This is a genomic window from Fredinandcohnia quinoae (assembly GCF_022427965.1).
GTDB classification, from domain to species: Bacteria; Bacillota; Bacilli; order Bacillales; family Bacillaceae_L; genus Ferdinandcohnia; species Ferdinandcohnia quinoae.
The window spans coordinates 1-25,654 of record NZ_JAKTTI010000029.1 but is presented as its reverse complement, the minus strand read 5'-3'; the positions used below and the strand labels follow the sequence as shown (position 1 = coordinate 25,654).

Sequence of the window (25,654 nt, the reverse complement as noted above, 5' to 3'; positions counted from 1 at the left end):
TGAGGCTAATTCTTTTAGCCTCTTTTTTTATGCGAAGGAAGTTTTCTGCAATAATAATGTTCTTTCAACCTTAAGTCTCAGGAAATTATTTTAAAATAATGACAACATAAAATCTAAATTAGATACCACTCGGTATTTATATATTATTTTGTAAGCGATTTCAAATATAACGTTGAAAAATACATAATTATAAATAATACTTTTTAATAATTTTTATTAATCAGAAATTAAGAAATATTATTTATCAATGAATAAATGTCATTAAATTATGAAACTTGAATAATAGATTATTAACAGATGTTTTTTAAAAATGAGGTGTCATTGTGAATGTTGTAGTTAGTGAGAATAGCAATCTGTTCCCTAGTGATTTTGAATTGTATTTATTTCATGAGGGAACATTGTTTGAGAGTTACAAAATGCTTGGGGCCCATTTGATTACATACAAAGGTACAAAGGGTGTTCGATTTTCAGTATGGGCTCCACATGCAAAACAAGTTGCGGTAGTGGGTAATTTTAATAACTGGAATGGTAGTCAACACATTATGGAACGAATCATTCATTCCGGAGTTTGGGTCGTGTTCATTCCAGAAATGGAGCAGGGTGAAATATACAAGTATGAAATTACAACTGCTAATGGTGAGAAAAAACTTAAAGCAGATCCATATGCTTTTTATTCAGAAGTTCGGCCAAATACAGCTTCAGTTGTTAAAAGGCTCGATCAATACGAATGGAATGATAATGAGTGGCTTGTTCGAAGGGAAAAAGCAACGTCCTATTATACTCAAATGCTTATCTATGAATGTCATCCAGCATCCTGGAGGAAAAAAGCAGATGACACACTTTATACATACCGGGAGTTGGCAGAGGAATTAATTGATTATGTCATTGATCATGGATTCACACATATCGAGTTAATGCCAGTTATGGAGCATCCGCTTGATAAGTCGTGGGGCTACCAACTGACAGGATTTTACTCGATTTCTAGCAAGCAAGGGACACCTGAAGATTTCATGTATTTCATTGATCAATGCCATCAAAGGGGAATCGGAGTCATCCTTGATTGGGTGCCAGTACATTTTTGCAGAGATGCCCATGGATTAGGGAGATTTGACGGTACACCTCTCTATGAACCTCATGATTCGAAGAAGGCAGATCGACCACTTTGGGGGACGTATAATTTTGATTTTTCAAAGCCTGAAATTCATAGTTTTCTAATCTCCAATGTGATGTTTTGGATGGATGTTTATCATATAGATGGCTTTCGTGTGGATGCAGTGTCTTCGATGATTTACTTAAATCATGACAATCCACAGTATGAGAGGTTATATAACCAGTTTGGTGGTGAAGAGAACATAGAGGCAATTTCCTTCATCAAAAAGTTAAATGAAGTAGTGTTCAAGAAATATCCAGGTGTCCTGATGATAGCGGAGGAAGCAACAGACTATCCACTCGTATGTTCACCAACTTCAATTGGTGGATTAGGGTTTAACTATAAATGGAATATGGGCTGGGCTAATGATCTGCTTAAATATATGAAACTACCACCATCTGAAAGGCGATATCACCATAATCTTTTGACGTTTTCGTTCTTCTATGCATTTTCGGAAAATTTTATTTTGCCATTTTCGCATGATGATGTAGTACACGGGAAAAAGTCACTTTTGGATAAAATGCCTGGTGACTATTGGCAGAAATTTGCTAATTATCGCTTGCTTTATGGATATTTAATAACACATCCAGGGAAAAAGCTCGTATTCATGGGTGCAGAATTTGGTCAATTTGCTGAATGGAAGGAGCTTGAACAATTGGATTGGCTGCTACTTGATTACGATTCACATTCGAAGCTTCAAGCCTATATTAAAGCGATTCAGCAATTTTACAACAATACTACAAGTTTATGGCAACTTGACCATGAACAAGCTGGCTTTGAATGGATTGATCCTAATAACCATGAACAATCCGTTATTACGTTCATGAGACATGGAAAGCGAAATAGTGATACATGTATTGTTGTGTGCAACTTCTCTACTGATGTATACAGCGATTATAAAATTGGCGTTCCTTCAGCAGGAAATTATATAGAGGTATTTAATAGTGATGAACCAAAGTATGGTGGCTCCGGGCAGCTTAATCAAACACCACTTAGTGCGGAAAAAGGGCATTATCATAATCAACTTTTCAGTATAGATATTACCGTACCACCACTTGGATTTGTTATTTTTAATCGCCTTAAGCATGTGGATTAACTACGTTATTTGTAACAAATACAAAAATAAAAAAACGTCAGAGGAGAGTTTTTAACAATGAAATTTAAAAAATGGCTTGCGATTATTTTAGCTGGTGGTCAAGGTTCAAGACTTGGAGACTTAACGACAGGACTTGCAAAGCCAGCTGTTCCATACGGTGGTAAATACCGCATTATCGATTTCCCGTTAAGTAATTGCTCTCACTCTGGTATTGATACAGTTGGGGTGCTAACCCAGTATCAACCACATGTTCTTAATAATTATGTCGGTAATGGTCGACCTTGGGATTTGGACCGTAATGGTGGTGGCGTATCCGTGCTACCGCCTTATCAAAACAAAGATGGGGGCGAGTGGTACAAGGGGACAGCAAACGCGGTTTACCAAAACATCCAATATATCGATCACTACAATCCGGAAACTGTCCTTATTTTATCGGGTGATCATATTTATAAAATGGATTATCGGAAAATGCTTAACTACCATCATGAAAAAGGGGCAGATGCAACAATTGCTGTCATTGAGGTGCCGTGGTCGGAAGCAAGTCGATTTGGTTTAATGAACACTGATAACACCGGAAGGATTTTAGAATTTGATGAAAAACCGGTCAATCCAAGAAGTAATTTGGCATCAATGGGTGTTTATTTGTTCAATTGGAAATTGTTGAGGAAGTATTTGATAGAGGATGAGAACAATGCATTTTCAACGAAGGACTTTGGAAAGGATGTCATTCCAAACATTCTAGCAGATGGCAAAAATTTATACGCTTATCGTTTTAATGGTTATTGGAAGGATGTCGGCACAGTTAAAAGTTTATGGGAAGCTCATATGGATTTATTAGATGATATGCCAGGATTTGATTTGCATGATCCGCATTGGCCGTTCTATGCAGGCAATCCCAATCATCCACCACAATTTATTTCAAAAGATGCAAAAGTATCTCAATCTCTCATTAATGAAGGTTGTCATGTATATGGAACAGTACATCATTCAGTATTGTCATTCAGTGTGTGTATTGGAGAGCATTCAACAATAACAAACTCAGTCATTATGCCGAATGTTAAAATCGGCAAACATGTAACGATTAATAATGCGATTATCGCAAGTGATATTTGTATTGAAGATGGTGCGGTTATTGGAAAGCCTTCACCAGCTTCAGAGATTACCTTAATAGGTGACACCACCACAATTTTACCGACTACAAAGAATGAGTTAGCTGTTTCAGAGGTTAAATAAGGAGGACAATGAGATTGGAAAATGTGATTGGTTTGATTAATTTAGTGAATGAGAAACAATATTTGAAGGAATTAACTTGCCATCGTTGTCTCTCCGCAGTTCCGTTTGGTGGAAGATATCGACTCATCGATTTTACGATGTCAAATTTTATTAATGCAGATATTAAGAAAGTTGCGGTATTTACGAAAGAAAAATATCGTTCGCTTATGGATCACCTCGGTTCAGGAAAGGAATGGGATTTAGATAGGAGAAATGGCGGCTTATTTATATTACCCCCCAATCATCCGGATGAAAGCATCAAGGGAGATCTCCAACAATTTCAGGACCATATCGAATTTTTTCTACGTTCATCAGAAGATACAGTCATTATTTCACCAGGCCATCACGTAAGTAAAATTGATTTTAATGATATCGTCCAAGGTCATCGGAAAAGTGGTGCTGATATAACTGTACTTTATAAATACTTCGATGGTGATCCAGTTGAAAAGCCGATTTATCACCAATGCTCTGTGAATGCTATAGGAGATGTTACCAACATCGAATTATACACAACACCAAAGCAAGGAGATTTGGTTTGCTTGGAGACATTTGTATGTAACAAAGAGTTATTAATCGATATTATTACAAAATGCTGTGAAAACGGTGAATATGATTTTATAAAAGATGGTGTGAAGGCTAACTTACACCACTTGAATGTGAAAGGCTATCAGATTACAGGGTATATGCCGTTCATTCATTCGATTTCAAGCTATTATAAAAGCAATATGGATTTTCTCAATCCAGATCTGTCTATGGAATTCTTTTATGATTCATGGGATGTATATACAAAATTAAAACATGAGCCACCAGTGAAATATGGGGTTTCTTCGAATGTAAAAAATTCATTAGTTTCAAATGGCTGCCATATTGAAGGAACAGTCGTGAACAGTATTATTTTCCGCGGCGTGAAGATTCGTAAGGGGGCCGTCGTAAAAAATAGTATCATCTTGCAAAAAAGTGTGATTGAAGAAGGGTCATTCCTCGAAAATGTTATTACCGATAAACAAGTTAGCATCACCCCAGATCAAGTCGTGATTGGTGATCTTTGCCCGATCGTAGTGAAAAAGGCAGATGTTGTGTGATGGAGGAACAAACATGAATGTTTTATTTGCCGCATCAGAATGTGCACCATTTATAAAATCGGGTGGACTAGGAGATGTAATCAGCGCATTACCGAAAGCACTGCGAAAATGTGGAGTAAAGGTCACTGTGATATTGCCGAAATATGGTGACTTGAAAGCCGAGCATAAAGAGAAAATGGAGTTGGTTCGAACCATAGAGGTACCTGTTGGCTGGCGTCAGCAATATTGTGGAATCGAAAAAATGGTTCATGAAGGAATTTCAATTTACTTTTTAGATAATGAATATTATTTCAAACGGCACGGAAGTTATGGCTTTTATGATGATGGTGAACGGTTTGCCTTTTTTTCTCGTGCAGTACTTGAAGCATTGCCATATTTGGAGCAGAGACCTGATATTATTCATTGTCATGATTGGCAGACAGGCCCGATTCCAGTTCTTTTGAAAGCTCATTATAAATATCATCCATTTTTTGATGGTATCAAAACCGTTTTTACGATTCATAATTTGCGTTATCAGGGGATTTATCCAAGGTCTGTTTTAGGAGAACTGTTAGATTTAAGTGAACGATATTTCCATATTGATTGTTTGGAGTTCTATGGGAATATCAGCTATTTGAAAGCGGGTCTAGCCTTTGCAGATTACCTTACTACCGTTAGTCCTACATATGCTGAAGAAATACAAATGCCGTACTATGGTGAAAATCTCGATGGTTTTTTGCGAAAGCGTGGTAGGGATTTACAAGGTATCGTTAATGGAATTGATCAAGAAGCATATAATCCTGTCCAAGATAAGGCTATTTTTAGAGAATATAACAGTTACGAAGGGAAAATGGAGAACAAAAGGCATTTACAAGAACAACTTGGTCTACCTGTAAATGAAAAGGTCCCAATCATTTCAATCGTGTCTAGGCTTGTCGAGCAAAAAGGGATTGACCTAATTCTTCATGTCTTTGAAGATATATTGAAGCAAGTTGTACAAGTGGTTGTGCTTGGAACTGGAGAGCATCGCTATGAGGATGCATTAAGTGAACTGGCAGGGAGTTACCCAAACCAGGTATCTGCAAATATTTTCTTTGATGAGGAATTAGCCCGAAAGATTTATGCTGGATCTGATATATTTCTTATGCCTTCCCAGTTTGAACCATGTGGTATAGGGCAATTACTTGCGTTTCGTTATGGAACCTTGCCCTTGGTGAGGGAAACGGGTGGACTTAAGGATACCGTTGTTCCTTATAATGAATTTAACGACCATGGTAATGGATTTAGTTTCACAAATTATAATGCCCACGATATGCTCTATACGATTGAACGGGCATTATGGTTTTACCGCTTCCAGCCGAAAAAGTGGAAAGAGCTTTCGGTAAGAGCAATGGCCCTTGATTTCAGCTGGGAAGCATCGTCAATGGATTATAAAGAAGTGTACGAAGAGTTATTGTAAAGAACGGTTTGGTGAAAAGGTGGGGTGCACGAGTATATATTTGGGGTGGGTGCGTATTTAATTTCGTGAATGCGCAAATAATTGCGCGAGCGAGCAAATATTGTGGCGGGCGTGCATATAATTTCGTGAGCGAGCAAATATTCATGCGACCGCGCATATAATTTCGTGAGCGAGCAAATATGGTGGCGAGCGCGCATATAATTTTGTGGGCGAGCAAATATTGTGGTGAACGCGCATATAATTTTGTGGGCGAGCAAATATCCGTGCGATCGTGCATATAATTTCGTGATCGCGCAAATATCCGTGAGACCGTGCATATAATTTCGTGAACGCGCAAATATCGTGGTGAACGCTCATATAATTTCGTGAGCGAGCAAATATTGTGGCAAACGCGCATATATTCGCACGCACGTATAAATCCGGTACGTAACTGTTCAATTTCCTCTCAGATAACGCACAAATCCTTAAGTTTGGTGTTAGAGGCCACTATGGATAACCGCTCCATTCATAACCTTGGGTAATTTGGAGAAACTTAAGGTGAATCGATATTGGGAATGGAGTGTAAAGAGTGAAAGCAGTTACGTATCAGGGTCCAAATCAAATAGAAGTGAAAGAGGTTCGGGATCCACAAATTGAAAAAAGTGATGATATTATCATTAAAGTGACTTCTACTGCCATTTGTGGTTCAGACTTGCATTTATACAAAGGGAATTTTCCACTACCGGAAGGGTATATCATTGGTCATGAGCCAATGGGAATTGTTGAAGAAGTTGGTACTGCAGTTACAAAGGTGAAAAAAGGGGATCGTGTCGTAATTCCTTTTACAGTTGCATGTGGAAAGTGCTATTACTGTGAACATGAAATGGAGAGTCAATGTGACAATTCCAATCCTCATTATGACTCTGGGGGATACTTTGGTTACTCAGAGAAGTTTGGAAACTATCCAGGAGGACAGGCTGAATATCTACGTGTTCCTTTTGCGGACTTCACATCTTTAGTTATCCCTGAATCGTGTGAATTAGATGATGAATCATTGCTTTTTTTGAGTGATGTTCTTCCGACCGCTTATTGGAGTGTTGAACATGCGGGAGTTAAAGATGGAGATACGGTCATAGTACTTGGCTGTGGTCCAGTTGGATTAATGGCACAAAAATTTGCTTGGATGAAAGGTGCCAAGCGTGTAATTGCAGTTGATTATTTGGAATACCGGATGAATCATGCGAAAAAGATGAATAATGTCGAAGTGTTTGATTTTACGAAAAATGACGATATGGGTGAGTATCTAAAGGAAATTACAAGTGGTGGTGCGGATGTTGTCATTGATTGTGTTGGAATGGATGGAAAAAAGTCACCACTTGAATTTATCGAACAGAAGTTGAAGCTACAGGGAGGAACACTCGGACCCATTCAAATATCAACAAAGGCTGTTAAGAAATATGGAACTGTACAAATTACAGGCGTATATGGCGGAAATTATAATATATTCCCGTTAGGTGCTTTTTTTGCGAGAAATATCACCTTGAAAATGGGGCAGGCACCGGTTATTCATTTCATGCCAGAGTTATATAAAATGATAGTAAAGGGAGAATTTGATCCGACTGAGATTATCACACATAAACTTCCGCTTGCTGAAGCAAGTAAAGCCTATCAATTATTTAATGATCGGGAAGATGGGTGTATAAAGGTTGTATTAAAGCCTTGAAATGAATGGATGAAGACTAGTTGAGAAGCTAGTCTTCTTTTGATTGTAGAAAGAAGGAGGGATGTGTTTGATAATGTAGAATTATAGTATATTGAGAATGATTGTGGGGGTTTAATTATATGAAAAAAGTTTTACTTGTACTATACAATTCCTTTTCTGAATTTGAGATAACAGTGGCAACCGCTATGCTTAAAGGTACACATCAGGTAGTAACAGCTGCTGGGTCAAATGAAATGATAACGGGGGAGTCTGGGCTGCAATTTTTACCGCATCTTACCTTTCAGGACGTTAATTATCAAGATTATGAAGCTCTTATTATTCCAGGTGGGGATTTATATCATATTAAAGATTCACTTGAATTATTTGAACTTACAAGGGCATTTCACGATAATGGAAAATTAGTTGCTTCAATCTGTAGTGGAGCATTTGTGTTGGCGAAGGCAGGTATTTTATTAAACACACATTATACTGTTACATTAAATCACGAGCAACGAACATTTCTTGGTTGCTTTGATGAGTCAAATTTCAAGTATGAGTCAATTGTAAAAATGGACAATATAATTACTGCACAAGGTCATGCGTATGTTGACTTTGCATTAGAAATTGCAGAGCATTTAGATGCTCTTGAGAATCGGGAATATGCGAAGGACTTTTACAAGGGGAACAGAAATTATTTAATGGAAAGAGAGGTAATCGCAAATGAGTAATGAGCAGTCCGAGGAATTGGAAAAAATAGTTGGTCTTGATGCAGTGTTTGGAAAAGACGCACGGGTTTTAATTCTAGGTTCAATGCCAGGGGCAGAGTCCCTCCGAATTAGCGAGTATTATGGAAATAAACGAAATCACTTTTGGAAGATAATGTATAGTCTTTTTGGGCAAGCAGAGCTAACGAATTATGAAGAGAAAATGTCATTTTTGAAAGAACATAAAATTGCACTTTGGGATGTGATTCATAGCTGCAATCGCAAGGGCAGCCTTGATTCAAATATTAAAAATGAAGAACCGAATGATATACCGGAATTATTGAAGTCGAATCCGAGTATAAAGTTAATCGCTTGTAATGGTACAAAGTCTTTTGCTACCTTTAAGAAATATTTTGGTGGGCATACATTTGATGGAATTGATATTATAAAGCTTTCATCAAGCAGTCCAGTCCCCGGGAAATATAATAAGACGGTTGAAGGAAAGATAGAAGAATGGCGGGTAATTAAAGAGTATTTATAAAAGGTGTGGGTTTGTTATGTGATCTTATCTGGTAGTTCCCAGGTCTAGCAGACTCACTTTTAGCTAACGAGCATAAATCTCGTGTAATGTGCGAATCTTGGCTGTATCGTTCATAAGTTTAGCTTATCGAGCATTTATCTTCTGTATCGTGCATAACCTCGTTGTATCATGCATATAACAAAATTAACGCGCATACTTAAAACGTAACGTGCAAATCGAAATTTTATCGTGCAAATACCCAAATTATTGTACATAATCCATTCGCGAACGTGCATATCCATATGTACCAGTTAAATCCTAGGATTATAACCCACATTTTAATAAAAAATTTCCACCGGTTCCCTTAAGCTTCGCAAAATTTACTACATATAATAGTAAAATCTTGCAGGAGTTTACCTAAACCTACAGAATTTCTAGTAATATAGACAATTTTTGATAAATCCTATCTAAGAGGTGCCAAATTGAATAGCAAACTAACTCAAATTATCCAAAAATGGAGGTTTCCTGCACTTCTCCTTACAGGTATTGGAATATCCGGTTTAGGGGATTTCATATATCTTGTAGCTATTAATCTTCTTGTTCTTAATATGACTGGGTCAGCAGCTGCAGTGGCTGGACTTTGGATTGTAGGGCCGATTACATCAATTCTTATCAATTTTTGGTCAGGCAGTATAATTGACCGAGCCAATAAACGAAAGATAATGATCATCACTGATTTGATTCGTGCAATTGCCGTTGCGATTATTCCATTGCTATCCAGCATCTGGTCAATTTATGCTTTGCTTTTTATAATCAGTATTGCTAAATCCTTCTTTAATCCAACTTCGACTACATATATCACAGCACTTGTACCGAAGGAACAACGCAAAACGTATAATTCGATTAATAGTTTAGTAACATCGGGTGCTTTTATTGTTGGTCCAGCCGTTGCGGGACTATTATTCATGATCGGTAGTGTAGAATCAGCTATTTACATTAATGCGGTTTCGTTCGTCGTATCGGCGATTATTATTTTCTTTTTGCCTAATATAGACGTAAAGCAAAATAAGACCAATCAAAAATTACATCTAAAAAGCCTTCTATCTGATTGGAAAGAGGTTATCACATTTGCTAAAAAAGAAATCTTTGTCTTTACGATTTATTCTTGTTTCATCATTTTCGGTATTTTTACACTTGGAATGGACTCGCAGGAGGTTGTATTTACACAGAAGGTTATTGGATTAACGGAGGTTGAGTATAGTCTTTTAATTAGTATTACTGGGATTGGCTATACCGCTGGAGCATTACTTATCGTCTTTATTTCTCGTTATCTATCGATTCGTCATTTAATCGGGATTGGCATTTTTATGCTCGCGGTTGGTTATTTTATTTACTCGATTTCAAATTCCTTTGTGATGGCTGCAACTGGATTTATTATTCTAGGCTTTTTTAATGCATTTTCTAATACAGGATTCACCACATTTTATCAAAATAATATTCCAGTTGAAATTATGGGAAGGGTTACGAGTATTGTCGGTGTTTTACAAAGCGGGGTATCAGTCATCTTCCTTTTATTTATTGGTTTAATGGGGGATATACTTCCACTTAGATATACAATTGTGACATTATCAGGATTAAGTATATTAGTTGCGATTGTTGTTATTTTACTCGTATTTAAACCGAAGCAAAAGAAGTATTTTTCGGAGGTTTCTGTAGGGGCGGGAAAATAAAATTTTGGGAGGTATGAATGGGGATAATGGGATTATTACTCACTCTTATATCATTTGTCATGTTCATTTTAATATTTCATTGGGTAAATATCTTAAAGGTGAATTCAGAGGAACAAATAAAACTTAACCACGAAATGATAAAACTACTAAAAAGCATAAATGAAAAGCTAGATAAATAAAAAGTGGCTGCGTATCAATCACAGCCACATATTTTATGATAATTAATAGAATGAGTTACAAGCATGGATATGGGCGTATATTGAGAATAAAAAGATGAATATCAATATCAAATAAGGCTGCACATAATGTGCAGCCGTTCACTTTATTTTCGTCTTAGCTCTTCTTCAAGTTGTATAAATTTCTGTTCCAACACATTGGTAAAATGTTCTCGTGCTTCTTTTGCATCCATACCTTCTGCAGCAATATAGAAGGGCTCACCAAATATGAGCTTTGCTTTTTGGCGCTTGAATAAGTCTTTAAAACTATTTGGTCCAATATATACTGCGGGCACGACAGGGACTTTTCCGCGTTGGGCAATTGTGATAGCACCTTGTTTTAAGGCTGTTTGTTCATTCTTTCTTGTTCCACTTGGAAAAATTCCAACAATTTCACCTTTTGATAGCAGTCTTGACGGGATTTTTAGCACACTTGGTCCCGGATTATCTCGGTCAACCGGAAATGCGTTAAGTTTAGTTAAAAATCCACCGATAAATTTATTCGTGAATAATTGCTTTTTCGCCATGTAATGAATTTGTCTTGGTAGCATGGTGACCCCTAACCAAAGTATGTCAACCCAGCCAGTATGTGTACAGGCAACAACAAATGGTCCGTCAATATCAAAGTGTTCCTTATTATACACCTTGATCTTTCCAAATAAATTAAGAATTACTTTAACTGTATGTGCACTAAAATTATACAATATTCCTACTCCTTCATACTATAATGAGAAAATTATACCATGAGCAAGGTATCTTGGATTAAAAAATGCAAATATACTGACCATTATCTCTCTTTATAATGCTAATTTATGATAATATTTTTTTGCAAGCAAGATTTCTCACAATGATTAGTCCCCAAGTTTCCCCATCATAAATCTTTTACATAAAACTAGAAGAATTTTTATCAAGGAGGTTATAAACTCGAACACTTTGATACTGATTATATCATTTTAACAGCGTTATTATAGCTAAATTCTCAACAAGATATGGACTACCAGTATTTGTTATCATTCTCTTTGAAGGTGGATTTCAAACGAAAAAATTTAACTAAAAATAATGAGGTGTTCAATGAAGCGAATTATGGTAATCGGTGTATCCGCTGGAGTCGGAAAATCAACCTTTGCACGGAAGCTAAGCGAAAAGCTTGATATAGAAGTGTGCCATCTGGATACGTTGTTTTGGAAGTCAGGTTGGGTTGAAGCAACGTTAGAGGAATTTACAGAGGCACAGCAGGAGATCATCAAAAAAGAACAGTGGATCATCGAAGGTAATTATAGCACTACTTTTGAGATTCGCACGGAGTATGCTGACACGATTATTTATTTAGAACTACCAAGATACGTATGTCTATATCGAGTAATCAAGCGTTGGCTCACACATATTGGGAAAAAACGACCAGATGTTGGCTGTACAGAAAAAATGGATTGGGCCTTCATCAAATTCATCTGGACGACCTATCATCCGAGAGTTAAGAAAATGAAAGATCGGTTTCATAGACTATCACATGAAAAAACAATAATCGTGCTAAAAGGGAAAGAGGAAATCAATGCTTATTTAAAAAACACCCTTTTAAACAAATAATTGACATGAAGAGGAACCTGGCAAATGACAGGTTCCTTTTTCTATCCTTATATAGATTTTATCTTGTGTACATGGTAGCATTTTAATATACAGAATATTTCACCTTTTTCTAACAGAGGGGAGTGAAGTCTATGTTTAATCTTGCTAATAGAAAAAGGGATTTAGTGACAGTTATATTTATTATCCTTGTTATCTTTGCGATAAAGGCATATTTGCCAGATGTTGAAAAATCAAGGTTTACTACAAAAACGTGGGTTGAATATAAAAATGAATTAACTATTACATTTAATTTACTCTGGGAAAATCATAGTTTAGGTATGACTAAGGATGGAAGTCGTTATGAAGCAGTAGTAATTGAAAGTTTTACTAGAAGTTTAAAAATCATAACCACTTCCTTTCTTTTAGCCTTATTCGTGGGGATGGCCAAAGGTATCTATGATTTTCGAAAAAGGAAATTTCATCAGCGAATTGTTGGTGAAGGTTTGACAGGTTTTCTTTCGGCTTTGCCTGATTTTTTCCTTATTCTTTGTGTACAATGGGGAATCTTATTTTATTTGCCTTTTATTCCTTGGTTTGGCCATGATGAGTGGTATAGCTTTATTTTGCCATCACTCTTAGTAGCGTTATACCCTTTCTTATATGTGGCTAAAATTACGTCTGCTTCGTTGAATGAGAAAAGGGATGAATTATTTGTTTCAGTTGCGAAGTCGAAAGGATTTGTAGAAAAAGTTGTTGTTCATAAACATCTATTGCGAAGTAGTTTACCGCAAATTTTTTCACATATCCCATCAATGATGATTTATATATTATCAAATTTATTAATTGTAGAATGGCTAACTTCATATAAAGGTGCAGCGTTTCGATTGTTTTATTCAATTGATAAAAAAGTGAATGTCACACAAATACCTGGAATAAATGCAGACAAAATGCAAGAGACTGGTTTGATTATTGAAATTGCCCTATGCTTTATGGCTGTATATTTTGCTGGGATCATGATTAGTAAAATCTTACTTACTGTTATTTCACCATTTCATACATCTAGCAAATTAATCATTGAATTACTAAAACAAATTGGTATTTTTATTGGTTCTGCAATAGGAATGATTTTACTAGTTTTATACATAATATAACAGCTTTGTTGACTGCTGTAGAAAGGTGATTATGTGAGTAAAAATTGGCACTTACGAGTAGGAGTCTTACTAGCATTGTTTTTAATTATCATTATGATGTTTGGCTCTTCACTATCAATAGTGAATAAAGAGTTAATACCTGAGCGTTTACGTTTTTATCCAGACGGAAAAATAGAAAAAGCCCCATTTCCACCATCACATACTGAGCCAATGGGGACTGATGAGAATGGGATTGATATATTTTCAGTTTTGATACAAGGGTTAGACGATACTTTGGAAGTGATATTATTTATAACAATTATCACATATTTGATGGCGATTCCCATGGCTTTTTTATCAAGTAATCAAAAAGGACTGGCACATTGGATCATTCAATTACTAAGTTACCTATTTTCAAGTATCCCTTCTATTTTGGTAGTTGTTTTATTTCTCTCAACTCCTTATATTGATTCCTCGCCAATTCGGAAAGAATTAATGATTATTATGATTGCAATCGTTGGTGTGGGAAGGGTAGCTGGATTGTTTCAACAGCAAATCATTCATCTTTCCAAGGAAGAGTACATACAGGCGGGAGTGGTAATAGGAAATAATCCATTCCAAATGTATATAAGATATTATATTCCTAATTTAATGCCAAGCATGATCGCGAATTTCTTCTTAGAGGCTAGTCGTGTCACATTATTAATTGGTCAGCTCGCATTATTTAAATATTTTCTTAATCAAAAATTCGTAATCAAAGATGTAGGTGATTATGAGTGGACAAGTTCTGGTATTGATTGGTTATCCTTTTTGGCAAGTGGTCGTTCAAATATAGTAGATGCATTTTGGATTCCATTTTTTCCTGCACTTGCAATTGCCATCCTTATGATCACTTTTCAACTATTGGGAGAAGGCTTACGAAGTAGATTACAATCTAAGCATGCTAAGGATACACCTATTGCTGTGCAAAGAGTACAGTTGAAGCTAGAAATCATATGGTTGGATTATGTTAAAAATGGTCTTATCAAATTAGGAAGGAACCCAGTATTCGTTGGCTTACTTTGTTTAAGTATTTTAATTGGAAACTCGATTTACCGCCCTTACTTAGAGCCTGTTCAAAGTTATTCAATCATTAACACCGAGATAAAAGAATGGGTTAGCAAGGAAAGAAAGCTACTAAATGTAAAGGCTTTTGCAAAATTATATGGCTATGTGAGATTTTTCCATCCGAGTGAGGAGGTAACGAAGGTTGATTGGAATCAGTTTGCCCTTTATTCTATGAATAAAATCATTAAGTCTAAAAATGCAGAAGAACTGAAACTGAATTTGGAGAAAGTGTTTCTTCCCGTTGCACCAACCTTAAAAATCTATTTTGCTAACGAAGAGATAGATCCATATATTCCAAATTTTGAAGGAGTACCACCTTCTGAAAGGGAATTAGTAGCATGGCAGCATCTTGGCGTTAATCTTAAGGAGAATCTTGCATTTTTAGAGGGGTTGCCGAAGGAACATCAAGAGAGAGGCATGATAGTAGATCTGAATAAAACGTATTTCAGTAAGCGAGTCTATTATTCGATTGAAAATGATGCATTCTCTTATCGAAGTGGTAAACTTTTTGAGCATTTTCCCAGAAAAACAAACGTTATTCAAGAATCAATTAATGATGAATTGAAGATTCAATTGCCTCTTGTTTTACTAAATCATGAATGGACCACATTAGGAAGCACTGAGACTTCAAAACAGGAATTTAAACATTTTGTATCAGAGATTAAATCAATTAACGTAAAATACGTAGATGAAACCGCTGAAGATATTGCTCTCAGTAATATTATGATTGTTTGGAATGTGATTAATTACTTTTATCCATATTTTGAGGTTGTTGATGTGAAGTGGGAGCATCAACTTACGAATGCGATTATGGATGTATTAAACCGCCGAAATAGTTTTGCACGAGTTGATACGATGCAGATTCTTGAAAAAATGCTCCAGCCATTAGCTGATGGACATATTAATATTACAAACCAGCAATATTATCAATCACACTATTTACCTTTTTGGGCAGATGTAATTGATAATCAGGTTATCGTTACAGCAGTAAGTAAAAATTCACCTTTTCAAATAGGGGACGTCATTGTGAAGCGTAATGGTGAAAATGCGTTAGATTATATAAATGAATTAATTAAACTGGAGTCAGGAACTAGACAGTATGTGAAATTTGCTGCACTAAAGCGATTTGTACGTGATTTAAATGGGGAAGGAAAGGAAGAATTTACGATAATTCGTAATAGCCTACGAAAGGAAATAACAGCTGAATATAATCAAGAGGTACAAGTGGATCCATTCAACCGATCAGAACAGCCGGTGGTAAGACAACTTGAAAAGGGAATCTATTATGTGAATTTGAACCTAACACCATGGATGGAAATTGAGCCATTTTTAGACGAATTAGCAAATGCAGAGGGCATCATTTTTGATAGTAGGGGGTACCCCGGAACTGGGAGCGATGTAATCCTATATCATTTGACTAATCAAGAAAGCTATAATATGCATTTTAATCTTCCACAAAATATCTATCCAAATCAAGTACCCGAGTCCTTTGAAAGTCAACAATGGGTGGCTACTCCGAAGCAACCGGTTTTTAAGGGGAGATTTGCAATGATCATAGATGGCAGCTGTATAAGCGCTTGTGAAACATATGCAGGTCATTTTGAAGGGAATAATCTCGGGGTACTGGTTGGAGTACCTACAGCAGGTACGAATGGAAGTATTAATTTGATAAAATTGCCTGGTGACTTAGGAGTGTGGTTTACCGGAATGGAGGCATTGAAGGTAGATGGTACCCAACACCATAATATAGGAGTTATTCCCGATATTAATGTGAACCAAACCCTTGAGGCTATTAAACAAGGTAGAGATGAATTCGTTGAAGCAGCAATTGAACAATTAAAGCTATATTGAAGATAATATCAATAAAAGCTTCATAGATGAAAAAACACATGGTCCAATTGGCTCATGTGTTTTTTCATCCAGTCAACTCAAAACTTAAACTCATTCTTCGGTTCTTCAAGCTTCATTTTTTCAAGTTCAACTTTCATCTTTTCTGTTTCCAGCAGAAAATTTTGATGCTTTAGCTTTTCAAGTTCAAGTTCTTCTTGAAGCATTTTATGTTTGATTTTTGACTGTGACTGAAAATGACTTGTTACTATTGCCACAATAGGTATTGAAAAAACCATAACTACTGCGATTGTTCCTGTCGTAAACATATATAATCCTCCTCGTGTTATTCAATACAATGATTCCGTAAATTATTATCCATATTCTTATTATTCATTATCTTAACAAATGTACAAAAAAACAAGTACCTTTCATAATTAGGAAGGTAAAAAGTGGTAGTGTGGAGAATTGTAATAGAAATAGAATGCTTATCAGCGGAGGAAAAGTATGTTAATTCAAAATGGAAAGTTGAAAATGCGAAAACTGGAATTGAAGGACAATGTTTTATTAGCAAAATGGCTGTCAGACTCAAAAGTTCTTCAATACTACGAGGGACGGGATAACCCATTTGATGTAGAAAAGGTGAATGAAGTATTTTTTGCCGAAGATGATGCCGAGGTAAAATGCATCATTGAATATGAAGGAAAGGAAATTGGATATATTCAATTTTACCAACTAGATGAAAAGACTAGAAAAACATATGGGTATGAAAACGAGATCATCTATGGCACCGACCAATTCATAGGTGAGGTTGAGTACTGGAATAAAGGCATTGGAAAGGACCTCATCAATGCTGTTGTGACTTATTTGATTGAAGAAAAGCTGGCAAATAGAGTTGTAATGGATCCACAGGTATGGAATGAAAGAGCGATTCGTTGCTATGAAAAATGTGGGTTTAAAAAGGTCAAGCTGCTACCAAAGCACGAGCTTCATGAAGGTGAATATCGAGATTGTTGGTTAATTGAATATAAACCCCAATTACAATAAATTGAAATGACCTGAAAAAATAATAGGGAGTGGTAGAAGTGGAAGGATTAGAATTAGGTTTGAAAAATAAGTATGTGAAATTATGTATTATACTGCTGTTACCAGTAATTGTGTTATCAATATTTTTGTTCATTTTCATCCCAAGAGAGTATCATCTCATACCGGTATTTCTCCTTATAGTAACGGTTATTTCTTTTAATAGTTGGGTAATGATGGATATAAAGAAGCGAAGAAGGAAATAAAGTAGATTAAAATTTCAAATGAAAGGTGGGTACTTTTCAATGAAAAGAGCACGCTTTGAACGACCAACTGATCATTATGATGAGGGTATTTTTTCAATAGATGAGCAAATATGCGCATTGATTAAACAACGTAAAGAACTTTCTAATAATAATCCGGGCTTTCCAGAGCCTGAGTATATTACTAAGTGGGCAGAAAAGTATGGGCTTTATGAGGATTTATTGAATTCAGTTTTTGTGGATTTATTGAATGAAGATTATTTGAGACCAATGATTGAACCAAAACATTTTCAAAAATTCATCCCAATATTAAAATCAGTAGAGGAAGATATGGTATTTTATTCGGTGACCTTCATTCGTCAATATGAAAACGCAAGTGTGGTCAATTTCAATATCGATTTGACTGTTGAGAATGAAGAGGCAAGTGAAGAGCATATGAGACATCGCTTTTTTGAATTATATATTGGGGAACAGTATGATTGTCGAATGGGAATGGGTAGCGGGTCAGGTGGTCATTTGTCTTACAAGTATATTGTAACCCCACCATTACCAGAAGAAGTGTCCGGGCTTGAATTAGTTTTTAAAGAACATCGTGCCACTTTTTTGAATGTAACTACTGGTCATGAGATTGTAATACAATTATAAGAGGTCTTTTTGAAAAGAGTTTGGAGGAAGTATACATGATTGCAACAATTGAAAAAAACAATATAGGTTACATTGCCAGATTTGAACGATATCTTGAGCATTCAGTTGAAGATGTCTGGTCCATGCTCACTGACAATGACAAGCTTTCAAAATGGTTTTCAGAGCTTCATGTTGAAGAGCTTCGTGAAGGTGGAACCATAAAATTTGATATGGGCGATGGATCCTTTGAGGAAATGAAAATACTTGAGCTTCAAATGCATTCGGTATTGGAGTATACGTGGGCTGAGGATGTCGTTCGATTTGAACTGAATCCGGAGGAAAATAGCTGCAAATTGATTCTTATTGAAAAAATAAAATTGATTACAGACCATACTCCGAGGGATTTAGCTGGATGGCATGTTTGTCTAGATGTAATTCAGGCACTGCTTGATGGTAGGATCATTGAATCTCGTAAGGAAGAGTGGGAAAAATGGTACCCGAGATATGTAAGTGCCGTTGAGAAGGTGTAATAGAAAAGCCCATACGATGCCAATGGTGCCCGTCAAGTGGAAAAATGTAGTGTGCCGGTAACTAAACGAAGTCAATGGAGCCCGTAGAGCGGAAAAAAGTGTAGTGCTGGTAACTAAACGATGCCGATGGAGCCCGTTGAGCTGAAATAACCGGTGCCTCGGTAACAAAACGATGCCAATGGTGCCCGTAGAGCGGAAAAAACCGATGCCTTGGTAACAAAACGATGCCAGTGGAGCCCGTCGAGTGAAAAAAACCGGTTCCTTGGTAACAAAACGAAGTCAATGGAGCCCATAGAGCGGAAAAAAGTGTAGTGCTGGTAACTAAACGATGCCAATGGAGCCTGTTGAGCTGAAAAAAACGGTGTCTCGGTAACTAAACGAAGTCAATGGAGCCCGTCGAGTGGAAAAAACCGTAGTGCCGGTAACCATACGAGGTCAATGGAGCCCATCAAGTGGAAAAAACCGGTGCCTCGGTAACTATACGAGGTCAATTTAGCCATCGAGCGAAAAACATAAATACGGTAACTATCCAGAAAAAATTCCCCATTCCGTTACAACCTCTGCTCCACATTCCAACGGATAAATGAGTCTCGAGTTATAAAAACCATTTATTTAACAAATAGCCTACTAGAATTAAAGAATTAACAATTGATATGGTGAATAATGTTTTAAGAATAGTAGTTTGTAATTGTATGTGGAGGGAATCGAATGGCAATTTCACTTGAACCTATTAAAAGAAGCACATTACGAATATACATAGGTAAAAAATTTTACAGGCTAAAGAGATATAAGGAATGGTATTTTGGAAATAAAAAATATGCAATAAAACAAAGCCATACACTATTATCACATGTAATTTCCTCCCATAAAACGATCTTACTTCGTGAGCTCAAGGATGTAGAAATGTGGCTGCAGCATAATAAAATCAAGAATTTAAAAATTGCAACAAACAAGCTGAATAAAATCACTATCAAGCCAGGGGAAACCTTTTCTTATTGGCGATTAATCGGCCATCCGACAAAGAGAAAAGGGTATGTTGAAGGAATGATTCTCCATTATGGTAAGGTTACAACAGGCATTGGCGGTGGACTATGTCAACTATCAAATCTACTATATTGGATTACCCTTCATTCGCCACTAACGGTAACTGAACGATATCGTCATAGCTATGATGTATTTCCTGATTCAAGGCGGAGTCAGCCATTTGGAAGTGGAGCGACATGTGCTTATAATTATCTAGACCTACAAATTAAAAATGAAACAAATCATACATATCAGCTAGTAATCTATTTAACTGATACACATTTAGTTGGTGAATGGCGAGCTGAAGCACCGGCAACAAGAACATACGATGTCTATGAAAAAGAGCATAGTATAACCTTAGAATATTGGGGTGGCTATGTTAGACATAATAGCATTTATCGAAAAGTATTTAATCTAAAAGGAGAACCGATTGATGATGAGTTCATAACAGAAAATCATGCGATTATGATGTATGAACCACTGTTAGAAACAACAATTGAAACAAGCGAGTGATCAGTCTAAACTGCTTATAAAAAAATATCCTTTCTACATCAACTTTCAATGTCGGAATAGTCATTTCGAAGATCATAGTTACACTCTATTTCTTTGGTGCAGAAAATTGGTATCGATTACTTGTACTAGTGCCATTAATTGCTTTTCTATTTGCATTCTTAATCAAAAAATAAAAACTATAATTTGACAACCCCTGCATGGAGTCCCATGCTTTTTTCTGTGAAAATAATCTCGGGGTTTAAACTTCACCCGAACTGTTTATCCTAATACTAACTTAATTTTGACAATAGGAAAGCAGAGCTACCTTAATTTAAGGTTTCTCGTATAACTTTTTTATTGTTTGTCTATACTGCTAATTTACGGGTGTCTCGTGGTAGGGTTCCTTGTTTGAAAGCATGTGATAGACGATTGTAAGTATTCGGTGTCCGATGGCAACGAGTGCTTTTTTCTTTCCTCTTCTTGCAGCTAAAGACCAATATTTGACAGCTAATCTTTTGTTTCGACTTCTAGATACAGCCCAAGCAGCTTCGCACAATGCAGATTTAATGTGTGGATTTCCTTTTATTGTTCGAGTACTTTTCTTTTTTCCAGCACTTTCATGATTCCCAGGAGATAATCCAGCCCATGATGCAAGGTGTTTAGATGTTGGGAATTGAGTCATATCAACCCCTATTTCCGCTATTATGATGGCTGCTGTGTATTTCTTAATTCCTGGCATTGTAATAAGAAGTTGAACTTGTTCCTGATATTTTATTAAAATATCATCTATTCTTTTTTCTATATCTAGAATTAATTCTTCAAGATACACTATATGCATCCATGATTGTTTGATTAGAAACAATTGATGCTCATTTATAGTGCCAAATAATGAATCAGTTATTAGTTGTTTTTTATGTGCCATTTTTCCGTGTATTCTCTGCTCAACTTCATCCTGATCAATATAACCGTTAGACATTAATCGTTCTAATAGTTTTCTTCCAGAAGCTCCAAATACATCAGATATAATTGAACTTAATTTAATATTCGAAGTTTCTAGTACTTTTTGAATGCGGTTCTTCTCAGAAGTCATATGACCAATCCATTTTCTTCTTAGACGAGTTAGATCACGCAGATTTCTAAAATCCTCAGCTGGGACAAAACTCTTTTCGATTAATCCGTGTCTAAGTAATTTGGCAATCCATTCTGCATCCGAAACATCTGTCTTCCGACCTGGGACATTTTTAATTCTTTGGGCATTTGCTAGAGTAATATCAAAGAAATCCTCCAAGATATTATAAACTGGCTTCCAATAAACCCCGGTACTTTCCATGGCAATGTGTGTTACTTCTTTTTCCTCTAACCATTTTAGAAGTCGAAATAGGTCTTTTGTTAACGTAGGAAAAGTTTCAGTTTCTTTTACTAAGTTTGTTTCTGAATTACCTAACAATACGCAGGCCACAATTGTTTCAGAATGCACATCTAAGCCCGCACAACGTTTGTACAAAGTATCCATCTCATTCCACCTTAATAAATGTATTCCACAAACAATGGAATGAATTTGAAATTAAACATTTTTCTGTTCGTAGTCATCTCTCGAAAGAGAGAGCTAACAATGGGTTGTGCACCAAATTCATTCCAACAGTTTTTTATACAGGGTAAAACCACCATTAAAGCCCACGTTATATACTCATTGTTTGCGGTATCTACATTATGGGGTGGGGAACTTATTTTCATTCCTGGGTTGAGAGCGAAAGATCATGAATGTTTTTTATGAGAATAAATAAATGACGGAACTTTTTGGCATACTTATTCCTCTAATTAGTAAAGAGGCGCCTTGGAAAGGAGAAAAGCCAACTGTGATCACAGCGATATCGGATTCGATTATTTTAAAGAAAATCAAAAAACAAGATTTACATGCTGTAATAGATTGGTTTGATTCAAGAAAATCAAAGTTTTATAAAATTGGTTGGGCATATCTCAAAAATCATCATGATGTTGAGGATGTGTTCCATAATACGATTATAAAAGTACATGATAAAATTCATCAGTTAAAAGAAGAGAAATATTTCGAAACATGGGTGACCTCGATTTTTATTAATGAATGTCGTGATTTGTATCGAAAAAATAAGCAAAAGGAAGTAGAGAGTTCAGCAGTTAGTGAGGATATGAGTCAGTTTGAAACAAAACTCGAAGTATTTGATGGATTGGACCAGCTTGATGAAAAATATAAAGAAGTGATTATTCTAAAATACATTAAAGGATTCTCACAGGATGAGATCTCGGACATTTTGAAACTTCCAATTGGGACCGTAAAATCACGATTGTATCGGGGGCTCCTTTTACTAAGAAAAGTAATCGAAGGCGGTGAAATCTATGAAATGTAGTGAAGAGAGATTAATTGATTTTATCGAAGGTAGTCTTAATGATGAGGAGATTAGAGAGGTTGAAGCACACTTACTAGAATGTGACAGCTGCAAGAGGGAATTAGTTGAGCTCCAGGAGATGATAGCCATTCTGGATAATGAAAAAGAATCAGTTGAAATTCCAAATGATTTTATGAAAAATGTTCGAAAAAAAGTAGTCACCACACAAAAGACTAGAAATAGGACTTACAAACATAGTGCTGTTATGGGGTTAATTGCAACCTTATTTTTAACGATATTTGTTGGGACAGCAGTGGCGACGAATGGATTTGCAACCTTTTTTGACTGGTGGAAGGATTTGAGCAATAAGCAAAATGAAAAGATGGAAGAATTTATTGAACATGGATTGGGAGATCAACTGAACCTGGTTGCGGAAAGTAATGGGGTGAAGGTAACGATTAATAGCATCGTTGCTGATGATATTCAAACGTTGATTTATTATGAGGTTGAGGATATGTTACACGAAAATAAATATATGGTGAATCTTATCCAAGGAATCAATATAGCAAATATGAAGCAATTTAAGGGAAGTGAGGAGGATCCATCATTCTCTCCAGTGAATAATCAACTTAATCTATATTCTGAAAGTGAAAATGTATATAAAGGTAGACTTGGGATTTCAGCAATGTCTGTCAGTGAGGGGAAAATTGAACTACAGATTAGTAAACTAGAAAAAGTAGCGAATGCACCATCAGATTCTAAACAAAAACTGAATCCTCCCGAAAATGAGACAGAGTTTATTGAAGGAGACTGGAGCTTTGAAATTCCAGTTAAAAAGCATGAGGCAATTATTCATAAACTTAATGTAGAGACTGAAATTGAAGGAAATCCAGTTGTTTTTGACAAGCTGACAATTGCACCGACAGCTACGATTTTGTCATATCGATTCCAAGATGCAGCTCTGAATAAGAAGCTTGAGCATATTCAAATTGCCCAATTAGAAACGAAGAAAAGTGAAGTAAATGCTGATATTTTCGGATTGGTTGGTACATCTAGTGGCGGTCAATCATCAGGATGGATAACCGCAGATGCAACCTTTGAGTCTCTTTATTTTGAAAAGCCTAAGCAAGTAAAGATTCACGTTGGTACTTTATCTTATTCTGTAGAAGTAAACAAGGAAATTCCGATTGATATCAATAAAGAGCTGCCACAAATCTTTGAATTTATGGATAATCAAATTTCGATTAATAAAATTGATATTGGGAATCCAACCATAATCGAAATGACTGAAGAATTACCGCAAAATCGAAAATATGAAATGTTGCATTTGCAATTCGATACCGATAATGGGAATGGTTCCTCAAGTAATGTAAATGGTTATTTTATCGATAAAGCCGGTGAGAAATATAAAGTGGAAGACTATATGTTCCGATTGAATGAACTAGATCAACCGCGATTCTTCTCTACGGAGCATCATATTAGTCTTGGTGAGGCCGGACCTATGAATGGTGATAAGGTAATACCAACTAAGTTAGTGATTGAAGGGTATACGACGACGATCTTCACCGATGAGGTGATTAAAATTAATCTGGATTAAATTGTGGGGGAGAACTTTAATTGAGTTCTGCCCCTTTTTTGCTAATGACCGTATTTTTGAAATAACAGCCGTATTTTCAAAATAATGACCGTAAAATATTTATAATGACCGTATTTTCAAAATAACGACCGTATTTCATTTGCTCGTCCTCTCTGGCAGGGTGAGCTACAATAAAAATCACTAATTTCCATCCTTATAAAAGGAAATCACCTATGATTAATCGAATTAAACAAGTATTAATCAAAAAGGGTGATATTTTATGAAAACGAATGTAGAAATCATAAGTGATTTAGAACAATTCACAACATGGGTGGAAGGTTTAAAAGCGCATAATCATCAGCTAATGTTTAAGCCAATTGCAGAAGGTAAGTGGTCTATTGCTGAAATACTTTCTCATATTATGTTTTGGGATCGCTATATTTTAAAAGAAATGATTCCGAATATGAAACAAGATGCAGATCTTTCCACTATTGAGTTTCAAGAATTGAATGACAAGGCGGCTGAATATGCGCTATCAGGGGTTTCGTTTGAATTCCTATTAGAAGAGTTAATTGAAAGCAGAAAAAAGTTAGTCTCGTACTTACGAGGAAAGACAGACGAAGAATTCACGGTTTCTTTTAAAATAAATGGGGATGCAGTCGACAATTATACTGGTTATCCTTTTACACTATACAATTATATTTGTGATTTCATTTGGCATGATAACCATCATAAGAAGCAAATGGAAGAATTTTTATCCAAAATGTGATGAATAAACTTCTTTTAATAGTTGGATTAATTTTAATAATTTTAGTTAGCTGTGATGGCCCCAATAATATTTCATTGGATCAACTGACTAGAGTCGATTACCAGCAAGAAGATGGCGATGTTATTATGATTTATGACGTGGATACAATTGATTTATTAATAACGGTCTTTGAAAAGATTGAGTGGGAACTAAATGTGAAGGTTAAAATGGCAAGAAGTGAAGATGTGAAAGCTACGTTATTTTTTCAATATGATAAAAATATGCCAGAAAGATTAGTAGAATACCTCATTTGGTTCAATCGAGATGGTTCAGCGATGATTATCAATCACGAAGAGAACTCAATGGGAAAGCTAGACAAGGCGAATGCACAGCTACTAAAGGAAGTTTTTCTGCAATCAAATTAAAAAGGGAATGGCTTCATTAAAATGTACCCTATAGAGTAGACACTTTAAAAAAGTGCTTTCTATAGGGTGCTT

The 25,654-nt window shown here is 35.9% G+C and carries 23 protein-coding genes; 20 read left to right on the top strand and 3 right to left on the bottom strand.

Translation table 11 applies throughout. The annotated features are described in order from the left end of the window. The first annotated feature begins 323 nt into the window (after window positions 1-323). The 9 genes from glgB to MJG50_RS16175 all read left to right on the top strand — a co-directional run bounded on the left by glgB (window position 324) and on the right by MJG50_RS16175 (window position 10,852). Window positions 324-2,246, top strand: coding sequence for a 1,4-alpha-glucan branching protein GlgB (glgB, locus tag MJG50_RS16215; protein ID WP_240256799.1), 1,923 nt, complete (start codon window positions 324-326; stop codon window positions 2,244-2,246). Window positions 2,247-2,303: 57 nt separating this feature from the next. Continuing rightward, complete coding sequence (locus MJG50_RS16210; protein WP_240256798.1) at window positions 2,304-3,479, top strand: glucose-1-phosphate adenylyltransferase; 1,176 nt, start codon at window positions 2,304-2,306, stop codon at window positions 3,477-3,479. Window positions 3,480-3,493: 14 nt separating this feature from the next. Next, window positions 3,494-4,600 (top strand): glucose-1-phosphate adenylyltransferase subunit GlgD, encoded by a 1,107-nt coding sequence (gene glgD, locus MJG50_RS16205; RefSeq protein WP_240256797.1) that lies wholly within the window; start codon window positions 3,494-3,496, stop codon window positions 4,598-4,600. Between the two features lie 13 nt (window positions 4,601-4,613). Continuing rightward, window positions 4,614-6,038, top strand: coding sequence for a glycogen synthase GlgA (glgA, locus tag MJG50_RS16200; protein WP_240256796.1), 1,425 nt, complete (start codon window positions 4,614-4,616; stop codon window positions 6,036-6,038). Between the two features lie 568 nt (window positions 6,039-6,606). Further along, on the top strand, window positions 6,607-7,740 hold the full coding sequence (locus MJG50_RS16195; RefSeq protein WP_240256795.1) for a zinc-dependent alcohol dehydrogenase: 1,134 nt from the start codon (window positions 6,607-6,609) through the stop codon (window positions 7,738-7,740). Between the two features lie 119 nt (window positions 7,741-7,859). Further along, window positions 7,860-8,447 (top strand): DJ-1/PfpI family protein, encoded by a 588-nt coding sequence (locus tag MJG50_RS16190; protein WP_240256794.1) that lies wholly within the window; start codon window positions 7,860-7,862, stop codon window positions 8,445-8,447. Next, window positions 8,440-8,964, top strand: coding sequence for a DNA-deoxyinosine glycosylase (locus tag MJG50_RS16185; protein WP_240256793.1), 525 nt, complete (start codon window positions 8,440-8,442; stop codon window positions 8,962-8,964). Before MJG50_RS16190 ends, MJG50_RS16185 begins: the two co-directional genes overlap by 8 nt. A 461-nt stretch (window positions 8,965-9,425) precedes the next feature. Then, on the top strand, window positions 9,426-10,673 hold the full coding sequence (locus MJG50_RS16180; RefSeq protein WP_240256792.1) for an MFS transporter: 1,248 nt from the start codon (window positions 9,426-9,428) through the stop codon (window positions 10,671-10,673). A 17-nt stretch (window positions 10,674-10,690) separates the two neighbouring features. Continuing rightward, window positions 10,691-10,852: a hypothetical protein gene (locus MJG50_RS16175; RefSeq protein WP_240256791.1), complete on the top strand. Its 162-nt coding sequence runs from the start codon at window positions 10,691-10,693 to the stop codon at window positions 10,850-10,852. A gap of 143 nt (window positions 10,853-10,995) precedes the next feature. Here MJG50_RS16175 and MJG50_RS16170 read toward each other — a convergent pair whose 3' ends face one another. After that, the gene (locus MJG50_RS16170) at window positions 10,996-11,592 is read right to left on the bottom strand and encodes a lysophospholipid acyltransferase family protein (RefSeq protein WP_240256790.1); all 597 of its coding nucleotides are present in this window, start codon (window positions 11,590-11,592) and stop codon (window positions 10,996-10,998) included. A gap of 367 nt (window positions 11,593-11,959) precedes the next feature. Here MJG50_RS16170 and MJG50_RS16165 point away from each other — a divergent pair, with 367 nt between their 5' ends. The 3 genes from MJG50_RS16165 to MJG50_RS16155 all read left to right on the top strand — a co-directional run bounded on the left by MJG50_RS16165 (window position 11,960) and on the right by MJG50_RS16155 (window position 16,539). Beyond that, window positions 11,960-12,472 carry a P-loop NTPase family protein gene (locus tag MJG50_RS16165; RefSeq protein WP_240256789.1) on the top strand — a complete coding sequence of 171 codons (513 nt, stop codon included), beginning with the start codon at window positions 11,960-11,962 and terminating at the stop codon, window positions 12,470-12,472. A gap of 131 nt (window positions 12,473-12,603) precedes the next feature. Beyond that, window positions 12,604-13,602: an ABC transporter permease subunit gene (locus tag MJG50_RS16160; protein ID WP_240256788.1), complete on the top strand. Its 999-nt coding sequence runs from the start codon at window positions 12,604-12,606 to the stop codon at window positions 13,600-13,602. Between the two features lie 33 nt (window positions 13,603-13,635). After that, window positions 13,636-16,539 carry a S41 family peptidase gene (locus MJG50_RS16155; protein WP_240256787.1) on the top strand — a complete coding sequence of 968 codons (2,904 nt, stop codon included), beginning with the start codon at window positions 13,636-13,638 and terminating at the stop codon, window positions 16,537-16,539. Window positions 16,540-16,616: 77 nt separating this feature from the next. Here MJG50_RS16155 and MJG50_RS16150 read toward each other — a convergent pair whose 3' ends face one another. Next, a complete protein-coding gene (locus MJG50_RS16150; protein WP_240256786.1) occupies window positions 16,617-16,844 on the bottom strand; it encodes a hypothetical protein in 228 nt (75 codons plus the stop codon). 178 nt (window positions 16,845-17,022) lie between these two features. On the opposite strand from MJG50_RS16150, the gene MJG50_RS16145 reads away from it, so the two are divergent. The 4 genes from MJG50_RS16145 (at window position 17,023) to MJG50_RS16130 (ending at window position 20,491) form a co-directional block, all read left to right on the top strand. Beyond that, the gene (locus MJG50_RS16145) at window positions 17,023-17,562 is read left to right on the top strand and encodes a GNAT family N-acetyltransferase (RefSeq protein ID WP_240256785.1); all 540 of its coding nucleotides are present in this window, start codon (window positions 17,023-17,025) and stop codon (window positions 17,560-17,562) included. Between the two features lie 281 nt (window positions 17,563-17,843). Beyond that, window positions 17,844-18,446, top strand: a complete 603-nt coding sequence (locus tag MJG50_RS16140; protein WP_240256784.1) for a hypothetical protein — start codon at window positions 17,844-17,846, stop codon at window positions 18,444-18,446. 35 nt (window positions 18,447-18,481) lie between these two features. After that, complete coding sequence (locus MJG50_RS16135) at window positions 18,482-18,955, top strand: SRPBCC family protein (protein ID WP_240256783.1); 474 nt, start codon at window positions 18,482-18,484, stop codon at window positions 18,953-18,955. A 708-nt stretch (window positions 18,956-19,663) separates the two neighbouring features. Then, window positions 19,664-20,491 carry a VanW family protein gene (locus MJG50_RS16130; protein WP_240256782.1) on the top strand — a complete coding sequence of 276 codons (828 nt, stop codon included), beginning with the start codon at window positions 19,664-19,666 and terminating at the stop codon, window positions 20,489-20,491. A 352-nt stretch (window positions 20,492-20,843) separates the two neighbouring features. Here the strand turns inward: MJG50_RS16130 and MJG50_RS16125 are convergent, their stop codons facing one another. Next, on the bottom strand, window positions 20,844-21,983 hold the full coding sequence (locus MJG50_RS16125; RefSeq protein ID WP_240256781.1) for an IS110 family RNA-guided transposase: 1,140 nt from the start codon (window positions 21,981-21,983) through the stop codon (window positions 20,844-20,846). Window positions 21,984-22,254: 271 nt separating this feature from the next. Here MJG50_RS16125 and MJG50_RS16120 point away from each other — a divergent pair, with 271 nt between their 5' ends. The 4 genes from MJG50_RS16120 to MJG50_RS16105 all read left to right on the top strand — a co-directional run bounded on the left by MJG50_RS16120 (window position 22,255) and on the right by MJG50_RS16105 (window position 25,582). Next, on the top strand, window positions 22,255-22,854 hold the full coding sequence (locus tag MJG50_RS16120) for an RNA polymerase sigma factor (RefSeq protein ID WP_240256780.1): 600 nt from the start codon (window positions 22,255-22,257) through the stop codon (window positions 22,852-22,854). After that, window positions 22,844-24,430 carry a DUF4179 domain-containing protein gene (locus MJG50_RS16115; RefSeq protein WP_240256779.1) on the top strand — a complete coding sequence of 529 codons (1,587 nt, stop codon included), beginning with the start codon at window positions 22,844-22,846 and terminating at the stop codon, window positions 24,428-24,430. Before MJG50_RS16120 ends, MJG50_RS16115 begins: the two co-directional genes overlap by 11 nt. A gap of 259 nt (window positions 24,431-24,689) precedes the next feature. Continuing rightward, window positions 24,690-25,178, top strand: coding sequence for a DinB family protein (locus tag MJG50_RS16110; protein ID WP_240256778.1), 489 nt, complete (start codon window positions 24,690-24,692; stop codon window positions 25,176-25,178). Beyond that, a complete protein-coding gene (locus MJG50_RS16105; protein ID WP_240256777.1) occupies window positions 25,178-25,582 on the top strand; it encodes a hypothetical protein in 405 nt (134 codons plus the stop codon). Before MJG50_RS16110 ends, MJG50_RS16105 begins: the two co-directional genes overlap by 1 nt. Window positions 25,583-25,654: the final 72 nt, after the last annotated feature.

Coding starts and splice junctions, on each gene's coding strand:
- MJG50_RS16130 (WP_240256782.1), top strand. CDS start 19,664: ATGGCAATTTCACTTGAACCTATTAAAAGAAGCACATTACGAATATAC.
- MJG50_RS16160 (WP_240256788.1), top strand. CDS start 12,604: ATGTTTAATCTTGCTAATAGAAAAAGGGATTTAGTGACAGTTATATTT.
- MJG50_RS16145 (WP_240256785.1), top strand. CDS start 17,023: ATGTTAATTCAAAATGGAAAGTTGAAAATGCGAAAACTGGAATTGAAG.
- glgA (WP_240256796.1), top strand. CDS start 4,614: ATGAATGTTTTATTTGCCGCATCAGAATGTGCACCATTTATAAAATCG.
- MJG50_RS16110 (WP_240256778.1), top strand. CDS start 24,690: ATGAAAACGAATGTAGAAATCATAAGTGATTTAGAACAATTCACAACA.
- MJG50_RS16150 (WP_240256786.1), bottom strand. CDS start 16,844: ATGTTTACGACAGGAACAATCGCAGTAGTTATGGTTTTTTCAATACCT.
- MJG50_RS16135 (WP_240256783.1), top strand. CDS start 18,482: ATGATTGCAACAATTGAAAAAAACAATATAGGTTACATTGCCAGATTT.
- MJG50_RS16120 (WP_240256780.1), top strand. CDS start 22,255: ATGACGGAACTTTTTGGCATACTTATTCCTCTAATTAGTAAAGAGGCG.
- MJG50_RS16165 (WP_240256789.1), top strand. CDS start 11,960: ATGAAGCGAATTATGGTAATCGGTGTATCCGCTGGAGTCGGAAAATCA.
- MJG50_RS16140 (WP_240256784.1), top strand. CDS start 17,844: ATGAAAAGAGCACGCTTTGAACGACCAACTGATCATTATGATGAGGGT.
- MJG50_RS16185 (WP_240256793.1), top strand. CDS start 8,440: ATGAGTAATGAGCAGTCCGAGGAATTGGAAAAAATAGTTGGTCTTGAT.
- MJG50_RS16210 (WP_240256798.1), top strand. CDS start 2,304: ATGAAATTTAAAAAATGGCTTGCGATTATTTTAGCTGGTGGTCAAGGT.
- MJG50_RS16190 (WP_240256794.1), top strand. CDS start 7,860: ATGAAAAAAGTTTTACTTGTACTATACAATTCCTTTTCTGAATTTGAG.
- MJG50_RS16105 (WP_240256777.1), top strand. CDS start 25,178: ATGAATAAACTTCTTTTAATAGTTGGATTAATTTTAATAATTTTAGTT.
- MJG50_RS16125 (WP_240256781.1), bottom strand. CDS start 21,983: ATGGATACTTTGTACAAACGTTGTGCGGGCTTAGATGTGCATTCTGAA.
- MJG50_RS16175 (WP_240256791.1), top strand. CDS start 10,691: ATGGGGATAATGGGATTATTACTCACTCTTATATCATTTGTCATGTTC.
- MJG50_RS16115 (WP_240256779.1), top strand. CDS start 22,844: ATGAAATGTAGTGAAGAGAGATTAATTGATTTTATCGAAGGTAGTCTT.